The sequence below is a fragment of the Owariibacterium komagatae genome (assembly GCF_045865535.1).
Lineage (GTDB): Bacteria > Bacillota > Clostridia > Oscillospirales > Ruminococcaceae > Ruthenibacterium > Ruthenibacterium komagatae.
Window position 1 is genome coordinate 1,556,144 of the sequence record NZ_AP031406.1, and the last position, 12,651, is coordinate 1,568,794.

A 12,651-nucleotide genomic window follows, 5' to 3' on the forward strand; every position below is an offset into this window, starting at 1 on the left:
TGTGAATCCGTGCGAGCCCATATGTAAACGATTACTTATGGAGATGTGTACCCGCGCAGCGTTCTTTCCGCCGCCGGATTTTCGCACATTCGTCGGATGAATTTACCCGATTTCCCTCTTGCAAACGCCATAGGGAAACGATTACTTATGAAGGAAAATAAAAGAGACTTCGTATCTCCCTGAGAAGATATCCTGTCCTCCTTGCAGTTTCTATCTTACGAGCGCTTATAACGATTGTCAATAATTTTTTCTTTTTTAAATAAATTTTGTGCACAAAACAGATAGTTTTCGCGCATGATTGTGCATTTCGTTAGAAATTTAGCAAACAAATCCTGTTTTCTTCTCAAAAAGCGCATTGCAGCGCGCACTTTTCTTTCATCCCATCAAATGCCGCACATTCTTTCCGGTATGTGCTTTTGCCGCTTTCCCGAAAAGCCGCTTGTTTTGAGCGTTCAAATGTCGTATAATACCGGCGCACATTAATCCTGAAAAGGGAGGATCGGTTTGAAGGAACAGCGAAAAAAAGTCATTTCGTCGGCGGGCCTGTACGCCGGCACTCTTCTGAAATGGGTCACCCTGGCGGGCCTCATCGGGCTGGTCAGCGGGCTTTTGGGAACCGTTTTCCATGTGGGGGTGGAAATTGCCACTGAGCTGCGCGGCGCCAATGCCTGGCTGCTGTGGCTGCTGCCGGTGGCCGGGCTGGTGATCGTGGCCATTTACCGGCTTACGCACACGGAAGGCCAGGGAACCAACGACATCTTCGACCAGGTCCACCAGGGAAGCCACATCTCGCTTCTTCTGCTGCCCGCCATCTTCTGCGGCACCATTTTAACGCATTTGTGCGGCGGTTCCGCCGGACGCGAAGGCGCTGCGCTGCAGATGGGCGGCGCGATCGGGTTTCACACCGGGCGCCTGTTCCATTTGGATGACCGCGACCTGCGCACCGTCACCATGACCGGAATGGCCGCCTTTTTTTCCGCGCTGTTCGGCACCCCGGTGGCTGCCGCCATCTTTGCCGTCATGGTGGTCAGCGTGGGCCAGATCTACCACGCCAACTATTTCCCCAGCCTGGTGGCCGCCATTGTCGCCTACGGAGTCACCCTGGCGCTGGGGGTGAGCCCCACTTCCTTTTCGGTGCAGGCCCCTGCCTTTGACGTTGTGCTGACGGGCAAAGTGGCGCTGCTGGCCATCGGCTGCGGCCTGGTGTCCATGCTTTTCTGCACGGCGGTGCACCGGGCGGAAGACATTCTGAAAAAGTGGCTGCCCAACGCCTATCTCCGCGCCTTTGCGGGCGGCCTTGTGCTTGTGGCGCTGACTTTTTTGTGCGGCAGCACCCGCTACAACGGCGCCGGTATGGATGTGATCACCGCTGCCATTGAGCAGGGCCGGGCACAGCCGCTGGACTTTGTGTGGAAAATTCTGTTCACAGCCATCACACTGGGCGCCGGTTTCAAAGGCGGCGAAGTGGTGCCCTCGTTCTTCGTGGGCGCGGTGTTCGGCTGCATGGCGGGCCCGCTGCTGGGGATTCCCGCCGGGTTTGCCGCCGCGCTGGGCTTGGTCACCGTGTTCTGCGGTGCAGCCAACTGCCCTCTGGCGGCCACGGCGCTCTCGGTGGAGCTGTTCGGCGCCGACGGGCTGGTGTATTTTGCCCTCTCCTGCGCGGTGGGCAATCTGTTCTCCGGCTATCAGGGACTTTACTCCAGCCAGACCATTCTTTATTCCAAATGGAAGGCCCGTTACATTCATATTCACGCCAACGACCACGCGAACACGCCGTCATAAAACACATGGGAAAAGCCCGGTGAAGCAAATGCTTCACCGGGCTTTTTTCATCGCCGGTACACCGCCAGCGCCGTGACCAGCGCCAGCATGATCGTGGTGAGGATGGTGGATGCCCAGATGAGCATGTCCCCATCGGAAAGGATCTGCACGATGGACAGCACCGACGCCAGAATGGACACGATGCCGAACAGGGTGATGATGTTGATGACCGTCTCGCTGCGGGCATGCTCGATCTCCTGCTGGTGCGAAGCCAGGATGTTCAGCTTGCTGCTGATGTCGCCGACGGCGGCGGGAATGTCATTGACCTCCAGCAGATTGGCATAGATCCGCTTGACGTTGTGCCAGCGCGAAATGCTTGCGGGCGTCACCGTACCGAACGCCTGAAAATTCAGCATCAGTTCCTTCAGCTCTTTGATCTGGTCTTTTTTCAGATGGGTGATCAGCTCGGTAAAGCGCAGGCAGGTGTACTTTTCGTACAGCGACAGCACCACCATGGGCAGCCCGTCCTCCGCCTGAACGCGCTGCTCGGCCGCCAGGTCCATATCCGCCCGGGCCACCACATAAGAGATGGTCTGCGAGGCCACGCAGCAGCCCCAGCGATACGCCTGTCTGTCCAGATTTTTTGCCGCAAACACATACCGGATGTCCTCTTCCGAAGCGTCCTCCATGGGCGTGTCCGGAGACATCATTTTATGCAGATTGAAGGTGATCCGCCGCATGGGGTCCAACTCCTGGAACCACTGGGGCACCACCGCCAGAATGTAGGCGTAAGCATCCAGCAGGTAGGAGGCGTCACCGTCGAAAAACTTTCGGATTCCCAGCGGCGCCAGAAACGCAGAGAGCCAGTTTTCCATGGAGAACGTGTGCGCATTTTGCTGCGCGTCCAGCCACTCGAACACCGCGGGATTGTGCGCCCAGCCGGGATTGCAGATCGTCTCCAGCGCCTCGATGCAGGAAAAAGAAAGACTCAGGCACAAAAACGCCACCCGTGTGTGGAAGACATACAAAAAGGAATCATTCACCGAAAAATCGAAAGACTGCCCGCAGTCCGTGACCCGAAAACAGCAGGGGCCGTCCGCACCGGGCTTCGGTTCCAGCGCCGCCGTGAGAAACGAGCGGCTGACTGCGTAGCAGGTTCCCACCGAGGAGCCGGACGCAGGGTCCAGCATGGCCTTGATGTTTTCATTCAGATCCATGGTGGTCATGGGCACGCAGGGCGCTGCCCGCTCCAGCCGCGCGCGGTCCAGCGTATCCGGATCGTATTTCAGCGGAATGACGAGAAAGCTTCCATAAGCCGCCTGAAAGCTTTGCGAACGGTGTTCCATAGCAATTCCTCCCCGGTTATTTGCCCTTATTATAGCAGGTCGCCGCACCGGAAAACAGCCTGTTTTTTCTTTTTTCGCGCCCGTTGTACACACAACCGATGCGAAGCCCGAAAAGGGGTATGCTAAAGACAGATGCAGAAGTTTCTTCTGCGGCATTTTAAAAACACAAGGAGGAATCGACATGATCGATTTTGAAAACATGGCTTTCCTGAAACTCCGCCCCGTCACCGACTCCCGTCTTTCCGAACAGGTCGCACCGCTTTTGTGCCCGGGCGAGTCCATTGAACAGCAGTTTCAGGGCATCCGAGACGGCATCGTATTCACCGACCGCCGCGTCATCGCCGTCAACACACAGGGGTTCACCGGCAAGAAAAAAGCCTTTGTGGTACTGCCGTACAACCGCATTCAGGCGTATTCCATCGAATCCGCCGGCGTGATGGACTTCGACACCGAAATGAAATTATGGTTCTCCGGTCTGGGCATCGTCACCTTCGAACTGATTGCCGGCTCGGACCTTTCCTCGCTGGCCCGACTGATCGGGAACGCCATTCTGACGTGACCGCTCTGCCCGCCCGACAATTTCCGCTGCGGCAACACGCCGCGGCGGAAGTTCTCTGCAAGACAACTTCCGTCCCTATGAAAGGATGTGCTGTAAAGCATGAAAAAACAAGACAAAAACGACCGCGCGCCCGGCGGAAAGGCCGTGCGCTGGAAACGCGGCATCGCCTGTGTTCTGGCGCTTTCTCTTCTGAGTTCCACCGCCTGGGCGCTGGAGCCCGCCTTTGCACCCGAGGTCTCATCCTCGTCCTCGCAGACCATTTCGGACGCCGAAGAGAGTGCCTCTTCCGGCGCCGAGTCCACGTCCTCTCTCGCACCGGAAAGCGAGTCCGCTTTGCCCGCCGGAACCGAGGAATCTTCCTCTGCACCGGAAAGCACGGACACCTCTTCCTCTGTACCGCCCGACAGCGCATCTTCCGGCGAGAGCGCTTCTTCCCAGGCCGTGACGCCCGTTCCCGAAAGCACCGACACGATTGCGGCTTCCGCCTCGGAAGCTGACTCGGAGATCCCGCTGGACACCACGTCCTTCCCGGACCAGGCCTTTCTCGATCGGGTCCGCACCTTTGACACGGACGGAAACGGAGCGCTTTCCCCTTCGGAATGCGCCGCCGTGACCCGGCTTGACGTTCGAAACAAGGGCATCCGCTCTCTGGAAGGAATCGGCTGTTTTTCCAATCTCACCTATCTCAACTGCATCGGCAACGCCCTTTCGGAACTGCCGCTGGAGCAGCTGCCCCACCTGACGTCTCTGCTGTGCAACGAAAACGATCTGAGCGCATTGGACCTGGCCTGCGTTCCCGAGCTGGAACTGCTCCACTGCCACGACAACCGTCTTGCAGCACTGGACGTCTCCATGCTGCCGCGGCTGCAGGAACTGGCCTGCGGCGACAACCTTTTTGAAACGCTGGACGTATCACAAAACGCAAACCTGACGTATCTTCTGTATCTGGGCGGACCGCTCAAGACGCTGACGTTGTCCAACAACACGGCTCTGTCGCAGCTTTGGTGCTCCTACTCGCTTGTCTCGCAGCTGGATCTTTCGCAGGCACCCAACCTGGAATTACTGGGCATCGACCGCAGTGAATTTCAGTTTCTGGACCTCAGCGCCAACACAAAACTCACCGACGTCCTGGGCGCGGACAACCAGCTGCTGGCCGTCCGTACGGGCGGTGCTCAGCCCCGGATGGAGCTTTCCAACCAGCGCTCTGTGGACGTGCAGATCGCCGAGGGGGAATCCACCTTTGACCTCACACGGCTCTCAGTGCCCATCGATCCCGCCTGCATCTCGGACGTAACGGGCGCACAGCTGACCGGAAGCGTTCTGAGCGGCATTCAGGACAACAGCGTGGTTACATACCGCTATACAGACGGCACCGCCTCCTTTACGGCCACCCTGCAGTTCCACGTCAGCAACGCCTGGCTGGAGCCGCTCACCCTGGAGGACTGGACCTACGGAACCCCGCACCACGACCCGCACGCAAATGCGCAGTACGGGCAGCCGGTCTACGAATACAGCGCCTCCCCCGACGGAACATTCACCGCCCGGATTCCTGAAAACGCGGGCACCTGGTATGTGCGTGCCAGCGTGGCACCCAGCCCGGAGCATGCGGGCCTGACCGCGGTCACGGAATTCCACATCCTCAAAGCGCCGGCCGTCTACACCCTTCCCGCAAACCTGACCGCCGTGTACGGCAGCACGCTGGACTCCGTGGACCCGGGCACCGGGTTCGCCTGGAAAACAGCGGATCAGACCGTCGGCAATGTGGGCACACACACGTTTGAAGCGCGCTATGTTCCCGCGGACCTGGCCAACTACCTTGTGGCGGACCCGGTGAGCATCCCCCTGCGGGTCACACCCAAACATGCTTCCCAGCTGTGGGTCTCGGATGTGAAAAACGAAGAGGATGCCCGGCATCTGACGGTGCGCGACGGAGACAAAACCCTTCAGGAAGGCGTTGACTATACGCTGGCCTACCGAACCATCAACAATCAGATGATGATCACCATTTCCTTCGCCGGCAATTACACCGGCTCCGTTTTCCGGGGATACCCCATCTCCCAGCCCTCTCCCAACGTTCCCGTAACGCCGGTCCAACCGGAAAAAACGCCGCATCCCCAGACCGCGCGGCCCATCGTGTCAGTCTCAACCTCTTCGTCCAGGCCCGCTTCAGAAAGCACACCCCCGGTCTCGCAAAGCGACCCGGACGCCGGCTCTTCCAGCACGGCGGTGTCCGACCCGGAGAGCACAGCTCCTTCCTCCGCCTCTTCCGAAAGCACAGCGGACCCCGCACCGTCCCAGAGCCACCCCCTCTGCTGGCTTGCACTGCTCCTTCTGATTTTGCTGGGAATCGCCCTGGCGTTTTATCTGATGCGCAGCAAGGATGACCCGGACCCGCCGCAAGACACGCAATAACCATCCAGACAAACGGCGCCGGACTTTCGTCCGGCGCCGTTTTGCTGCATTTTCTATTGACTTCTGCGGCCGAAATAAATATAATACAAATTAGAATAATTCTAAAATGTAGTGATGAAATGACAACGTATGCAAAAAAAATTTTAGAACTGATCGAAGCCTCTGACTGCCACATGACAGCGGAGCAGGTTTTTGACGCGCTGCGGAGCACCTACCCACGGGTGGTGCTGGCCACGGTTTACAACAACCTGAACCGGCTTTGCGCGCAGGGGGCCGTGCGCAAAGTTTCCGTCGAGGGCATGCCCGACCGCTATGACAAGACCCGGCGGCACGACCATCTGGTCTGCAGGTACTGCGGCAAACTGGCGGACGTGAACCTGGGCGATCTGACCCGCCAGCTGGAAAAAACAGCGGGCATCCCCATTTTATCTTACGACCTCAAGCTGCTTTATGTATGCGAAGAGTGTAAAAACAAACGGAAAGGAATGTGATGAATCTGAACCATTTGCCATTATCTGTTCGTGTTCCCATCGAAACGGACAACCCCAGCATCGTCCGCTGGGAGGAGAAGTGCATCCGGTGCGGCATGTGCAAGGAAGTGTGCACCCACAAAATGGGCGTACACGGCACTTACACGCTGGAGCAGACCGGCGGGAAAGCGGTCTGCATCTACTGCGGCCAATGCGCCAATGTCTGCCCGGTGGACAGCATCACCGAACGGGACGAATGTCCCCAGGTGCAGCAGGCCGTGGCCGACCCCGACAAGATCGTGGTGGTGAGCACCTCTCCCTCGGTCCGTGTGGCACTGGGCGAGGCCTTCGGTATGGAGCCCGGCTCCTTTGTGGAGGGCAAAATGGTGGCATTGCTGCGCGCTCTGGGCGCCGACTTTGTGCTGGACACCAACTTTGCCGCTGATTTGACCATTGTGGAAGAGGCCAGCGAGCTGATCCGCCGCATCACCCAGAAAGACCGTCCCCTGCCGCAGTTCACCAGCTGCTGCCCGGGCTGGGTACACTTTGCGGAGATCTATGCACCGGAACTTTTGCCGCATCTCTCCACCGCCAAAAGCCCCATCGGCATGCAGGGCGCAACGGTCAAAACTTATTTTGCCCGCAAAATGGGTCTGGACCCGCGCAAGATCGTCCACGTGGCCCTGACCCCCTGCACCGCGAAGAAGTTCGAGATCCGGCGCGAGGAAATGCACGCTGCCGCAGACTTCCATGCCGTCGAAGGCATGCGGGACACCGACCAGGTGATCACCACCCGGGAGCTGGCGCGCTGGGCCGTCCAGGCGGGAATTGACTGGAACGCGCTGGAAGACTCTGCCTATGACTCGGTCATGGGGCAGGCTTCGGGCGCGGGCGTGATCTTCGGAAACACCGGCGGCGTTATGGAGGCCGCTCTGCGCACTGCCTATGAGTATCTGACCGGGAGCCCGGCACCCGATACCCTGCTTCAGCTGGACCCGGTGCGCGGCTACGAGGGCGTGCGGGAGGCCGCTGTGACCATCGGCGACCAGACGCTGAACGTGGCGGTGATCTACGGCACTGCCAACGCGCGCAGCTTCCTCAAACGGATGAAGGAGAGCCAGAAGCCATATCACTTCGTCGAGGTCATGGCCTGCCCGGGCGGGTGCATCGGCGGCGGCGGACAGCCCAAGGATCTGGCCCGCGACGCCGACGAGACGCGGCGCCAGCGGATCGCAGCCCTGTACCGGCGGGACGCGGCCATGCCGCTGCGCAAAAGCCACGAGAACCCCCAGATCCGGGAAGTTTACGAGGCGTTTTACGGCCGTCCTCTCAGCGAAATGGCCGAAAAAATGCTGCATACCCAATACACAGACCGAAGCGACATTCTGAATAAGAAAGGAAAAACGACTATGAGCAAATGGAAATGCAAAGTGTGCGGTTATATCTACGAGGGAGAAAGCCTGCCCGAGGACTTCACCTGCCCGATCTGCCGGCAGCCTGCCTCCGCCTTTGAAAAGCTGGAAGAAGCGCCCGCCAAGGGGCTGAACAAATACGCCGGCACCCAGACCGAAAAGAATCTGGAGGCAGCCTTTGCGGGCGAGTCGCAGGCGCGCAACAAATACACCTATTTTTCTGCGGTCGCCCAGAACGAGGGCTACGAACAGATTGCCGCGCTCTTTTTGAAAACCGCCGAAAACGAACGTGCACACGCCAAACTGTGGTTTGAAGAACTGAACGGCCTGGGCGACACTGCACAGAACCTGCTGCACGCGGCCGAGGGCGAAAACTACGAGTGGACGGACATGTACGACGGCTTTGCCAAGACTGCGGAAGAAGAGGGCTTCCCGGAGCTGGCGGCCAAGTTCCGCCTGGTGGCAGCCATTGAAAAGCGCCACGAAGAGCGTTACCGTGCGCTGCTGCGCAATGTGGAGACGGCGCAGGTCTTTGAGAAAAGCGCGGTCAAGATGTGGGAATGCCGCAACTGCGGCCACATCGTGGTGGGAACCGCGGCGCCGGAAGTGTGCCCCACCTGCCTGTATTCCAAGAGCTTCTTTGAGATCCTCGCCGAGGAATATTGAGCCGGAGCAAGCCAAAAGCCAGGGTGCTGACGCACCCTGGCTTTCTTGTTGTTTCGTTTACTCGTCCCGCAGAAGGTTCTTCATGTCCTGCATGGCTTCGCCGTGCTTTCGGGAGACTGCGTACGGGTTTCGGCGCAGATGGCGCGCAGCCCGCTGATACATCTTGTCCGTGCGGCTTTCCATGGCCCGCAGCTCGCTTTTCAAAATCTGCATCTCGCTTTCCAGCCGCTCCGGTGAGCGGCGCCGGTCGAAACGCATTTCCTCCAGACGAGCCGCCATCATGCGCAAAAGCGTTTTTCGCTCCTCCCGCAGCGCTTGGAGCCGCTGGGCAAACCCCTTCTTTGCACTGCGCACCGCCTCCGCCTGTCTGGACTGTTCCCAGTCCAGCTGGGTGAAGGCCGCGGTCACTTCCAGCCGCTTCTGCAGCCGGGCAATGCGCCGCTTGCTTTCGCTGAGGGCGTTCAGCAGCGAACGCATGTCCATGGCCTCCCGCATGGAGACGATCAGGTCTGCCGTCATCCCCAGGGCCAGCACCAGAGCCAGGAGCCCGGCGCCCAGAGGCGACAGCCCCCGGACCAGCCCGGCCACCGGCGGCTGAAGGACCCGCACCAGAAGGATGGAGAAGACGCCCCAGCACAGCGATGCCACCACACAGATGTACCCGTTCAGGTTCCAGCGGAACCGGCTGTAGTCCCAGTAGCGGACATGGAACAGCTTTTCCATGCTGTAGCCGGTAACGTATTCCAGAAGTGTGGCTCCCAGCATGCCGGCCGCAAACACCAGCAGCGTGTTGTTCTGCACCGGCCAGGTGAAAAGCAGAATGGCCACGGCGCCGAACCCGTAGATGGGAAGAAACGGGCCGTTCAAAAAGCCACGGTTCACCCAGCGGTGCTGCTGCACCGACACCAGGCACGACTCCCACACCCAGCCCAGGAACGAATAAATGAAAAAGTACAGCACCCACTGTGCCAACCCATAACCTGTCATGAAAAAACCCTCCCGGTATTCGGTTTAGTAGTCAAGAACAAACGCTGCGACCCGCTCCATCGCCTGCTGAGACTGAGGCAGCGGGAACATTTGAAACACGTGCCACATCTCGGGCCAGCACTGAAGGACATTGGGGACGCCTGCTTCGTCCAGATGCTTTTTCAGGCGGATCGCGTCATCGGCGAGGATCTCGTGTCCGCCGTACTGGACCAGCACCGGCGGGAAGCCGCTCACATCCTGAAACAGCGGCGAGAGTTCCGGCTGGTCCCAGCCGCCCTGGGGCGCGTAGGCCTGGCGGACTGCTTCCAGATACGCCCGGGTCAGAACAGGGTCGTCCTCTTTGTGCGCCTCATAGGAATCTCCGGAGCAGCTCATATCCGTCCAGGGGGAGCACAGCACCAGCTTGCCCGGCAGGCGGCGGCCGGCCTCTTTCAGCGCCTGCGTTAAAACCAGCGCCAGATTTCCGCCCGCCGAGTCACCGGCCAGCACCACGTCCCGGGCGCCGTATCCCAGTTCCATCAGGTAATCCCAGGCGGCCAGCGCGTCTTCCAGCGCGGCGGGATAGGGATGTTCCGGCGCGAGGCGGTATTCGAAGCTGAGCACTTCGTACCCCGTGCTTTTGGCCAGCTTGGACGCCAGCACCCGGGCGTAGCCCAGATTTCCGCTGGTGTAGCCGCCGCCGTGGCAGTAGAGCACCACATGGTGCCTGTCATGGCCGCATTCCGGTCTTGCCCACGCCATGGGCATGGACCCCAGCTGAAACGGCTCCCAGCTGTACCCCAGCTCCGGGCTGACCAAACGGCCCAGAATGTTCTGACTCTGCCGCTGCCGCTCCAGGCCTTCCAGCGCACCGTCGGTGGGCGCGGACAGGGAGTGGACGGTTTTCAGTGCCGCAAGCATTGCCTGCGCGGCTTTTTCATTGACGGAAAGTTCCTCTGCGGCCTCGCTGAAGCTTTGGCCGGTAAACCATAATTTTTTCATAAGATTCCTCTTTTCTGCCGGCGGACCGGCTTTTCTCACAGCGAGCTTTTCCAAAGTCCGTGCAAGTTGCAAAATGCATACGCGGCGACGGGCTGTTCCTGACGGCCCAGCTTAAAAAATGCGGCGGGCGGTTCGTCGGGTTTCAGAAAACGGACCAGATATCCGCAATTCGTCTCCAGCACGATCCATTCGATCCGGTGCTCCGGCGTCATGGGGTGGGCGATCCGCCCGACCTGCACCTGCACCACCTGCTCTTTCTGAACCGCGTCCGGCACGTGCTTTTCCAGCGACGCGTCCGTCTCGCCGGGTATGAGCTGTTTCATGGGTTCGCCGCAGCACACCACGGGCACCCCGGAATCCTTCAGCATAATGATTTGATTGCCGCAATGGGCACATTGATAAAATTTCATTGTTCATTTCTCCTTTTCATTGATCCGGCGGTCATTTTCCCGCCGGGGTTGCGGACCGTTTGTCCAACAGAACGGTGAGGAAGTCGCTTGCGCCATCTGCCACCAGGCTGAGGCCGAACACCATCACCACGATTTTTGCGGTTTGGAACGGATTGACCACGATCAGGATTCCCAAAAGGATGGGGATCACCGACGCGAGGATCATCGGCACCATGTTGGGATATTTGTCACGGATTGCGGTGAGCGCCAGCGGAAGTTTTCCCACCCCGTCCACCAGGAGCAGCGAGCCCAGCACCAGCGGCAGAACCGACAGCACAGCCTCGGGCCAGAGAAGCGCGAATCCGGCAAACGCAGCGGGCAGGATCGACAGGAACAGATCTCCCGCCAAAGCGCCTCCCGAACGGCGTCCCTGGATATAGCGCCACAGATGGCTTGCTCCGTACGCCGCGGCCCCCGCCGCCAGTACCCACACAAACAGCGTACTGCTTGCACCCGGAAAAACCAGCAGCAAAAGCCCCATGACAATGTACAAAACCGCGATCCATACCGATGCGGCACGCACCCAGAAAAATTCAAACATAAAAATTGCCTCCTTTATTTTGTTATATTCATCGTACCATTTTGGCTGCGCAAAATCGGTTTGCCAAACAACGAACCGGATTTTAATCTGCGCTTGAAAGACGACGCTTTCAAAGACTATAATAGGAAAAGAGAGAATTGAAGGGAGTCTTTCGCATGGAAACGGAACTGGAGCTTTCCATTCTGAAATCAGGACTGCTGTTCCGAAATCTTTCGGACGAAGAAATACGGGAAGTGATCGAAACCATGTCCCCGCACCGGGCCAGATACGCCAAACGCGCGGTGATTGCCCGGGACGGAGATCCCTTTCCGGAGATCGGCATTCTGCTGTCGGGCAGCGCCCATCTGGCGCACATCGACAGCAACGGAAACAACAACCTGATGGACGTGCTGCAAGCCGGAGGAACGCTGGGCGAATTGAACGCCGTGGGGCGCTACCGGCTGCACTTTACCATTACCGCCGCCGAACCCACCGAGGTGCTTTATCTCAGCGTGGACCAGCTGCTGCGAAAAAACGTGCTCACCGCGCCTGTCCAGATCCGTTTTCTGCAAAACCTGACTCTGGCCATGGCCCAAAAGGCCCAGTATCTGACCCTCAAACTGGAAGACAGCATCCGCCGTTCCACCCGGGAGCGGCTGCAGGACTATCTTTCGGACCAGTATCACCGCACCGGCAGCCGGACCTTTTCCATTCCGCTGAACCGGCAGGACCTGGCGGATTTCCTGTTTGTGGACCGCAGCGCAATGTCCAACGAGCTGTGCAAAATGCGGGACGAAGGACTGCTGCGCTTTGACAAAAGCCGCTTTGAATTGCTGGTGGAAATGCCCATCACTGAAGACGAACCGGACCCCAACGACCAGGAATAAAGAAGGCCGCGCTTTGCCGGGGTTCCGTAAGAAAACGACGCCGGGAAGGAGCCCCTTTTGCGCGGCTGCATCGTCAAACCGCCTTGACAACCACAAAGGGTGCCGGGTTTTTCCCGCAAGGCGGGAAAATGGGGACCAGGGCTGGTCCGCAACCGGCCGGGCGGTCCGCGAAGCGGAGCGGGCGCATGATTGCCGCGCCCG

Annotated in this window: 11 protein-coding genes; 6 read left to right on the forward strand and 5 right to left on the reverse strand. The window is 59.2% G+C overall.

Features of this window, described 5'->3' with window-relative positions; all coding sequences use genetic code 11:
- Positions 1–504: 504 nt before the first annotated feature.
- Positions 505–1,782 (forward strand): chloride channel protein, encoded by a 1,278-nt coding sequence (locus ACKTS9_RS07680; RefSeq protein WP_349217105.1) that lies wholly within the window; start codon positions 505–507, stop codon positions 1,780–1,782.
- A gap of 47 nt (positions 1,783–1,829) precedes the next feature.
- Here the strand turns inward: ACKTS9_RS07680 and ACKTS9_RS07685 are convergent, their stop codons facing one another.
- Positions 1,830–3,107 carry a hypothetical protein gene (locus ACKTS9_RS07685; protein ID WP_349217104.1) on the reverse strand — a complete coding sequence of 426 codons (1,278 nt, stop codon included), beginning with the start codon at positions 3,105–3,107 and terminating at the stop codon, positions 1,830–1,832.
- A 181-nt stretch (positions 3,108–3,288) separates the two neighbouring features.
- Here ACKTS9_RS07685 and ACKTS9_RS07690 point away from each other — a divergent pair, with 181 nt between their 5' ends.
- The 4 genes from ACKTS9_RS07690 (at position 3,289) to rbr (ending at position 8,626) form a co-directional block, all read left to right on the forward strand.
- On the forward strand, positions 3,289–3,666 hold the full coding sequence (locus ACKTS9_RS07690) for a PH domain-containing protein (protein WP_349217102.1): 378 nt from the start codon (positions 3,289–3,291) through the stop codon (positions 3,664–3,666).
- 99 nt (positions 3,667–3,765) lie between these two features.
- Complete coding sequence (locus ACKTS9_RS07695) at positions 3,766–6,078, forward strand: leucine-rich repeat domain-containing protein (RefSeq protein ID WP_407879959.1); 2,313 nt, start codon at positions 3,766–3,768, stop codon at positions 6,076–6,078.
- A gap of 119 nt (positions 6,079–6,197) precedes the next feature.
- Complete coding sequence (locus ACKTS9_RS07700; protein ID WP_407879961.1) at positions 6,198–6,569, forward strand: Fur family transcriptional regulator; 372 nt, start codon at positions 6,198–6,200, stop codon at positions 6,567–6,569.
- Complete coding sequence (gene rbr / locus ACKTS9_RS07705) at positions 6,569–8,626, forward strand: rubrerythrin (protein ID WP_407879964.1); 2,058 nt, start codon at positions 6,569–6,571, stop codon at positions 8,624–8,626. The genes ACKTS9_RS07700 and rbr overlap by 1 nt, the downstream gene beginning before the upstream one ends.
- A gap of 57 nt (positions 8,627–8,683) precedes the next feature.
- Here the strand turns inward: rbr and ACKTS9_RS07710 are convergent, their stop codons facing one another.
- Genes ACKTS9_RS07710 through ACKTS9_RS07725 form a run of 4 tightly spaced genes read right to left on the reverse strand, consistent with a single transcriptional unit; the run spans position 8,684 to position 11,584 of the window.
- Positions 8,684–9,613, reverse strand: a complete 930-nt coding sequence (locus ACKTS9_RS07710; protein ID WP_407879966.1) for a putative ABC transporter permease — start codon at positions 9,611–9,613, stop codon at positions 8,684–8,686.
- A 24-nt stretch (positions 9,614–9,637) separates the two neighbouring features.
- On the reverse strand, positions 9,638–10,594 hold the full coding sequence (locus ACKTS9_RS07715; RefSeq protein WP_407879968.1) for an alpha/beta hydrolase: 957 nt from the start codon (positions 10,592–10,594) through the stop codon (positions 9,638–9,640).
- Positions 10,595–10,629: 35 nt separating this feature from the next.
- On the reverse strand, positions 10,630–11,004 hold the full coding sequence (locus ACKTS9_RS07720; protein WP_349217095.1) for a desulfoferrodoxin family protein: 375 nt from the start codon (positions 11,002–11,004) through the stop codon (positions 10,630–10,632).
- Positions 11,005–11,035: 31 nt separating this feature from the next.
- Positions 11,036–11,584, reverse strand: a complete 549-nt coding sequence (locus ACKTS9_RS07725; protein WP_407879971.1) for a DUF308 domain-containing protein — start codon at positions 11,582–11,584, stop codon at positions 11,036–11,038.
- 155 nt (positions 11,585–11,739) lie between these two features.
- Between ACKTS9_RS07725 and ACKTS9_RS07730 the strand changes: the two genes are divergently transcribed.
- Positions 11,740–12,450, forward strand: a complete 711-nt coding sequence (locus tag ACKTS9_RS07730; protein WP_407879973.1) for a Crp/Fnr family transcriptional regulator — start codon at positions 11,740–11,742, stop codon at positions 12,448–12,450.
- Positions 12,451–12,651 lie beyond the last annotated feature (201 nt).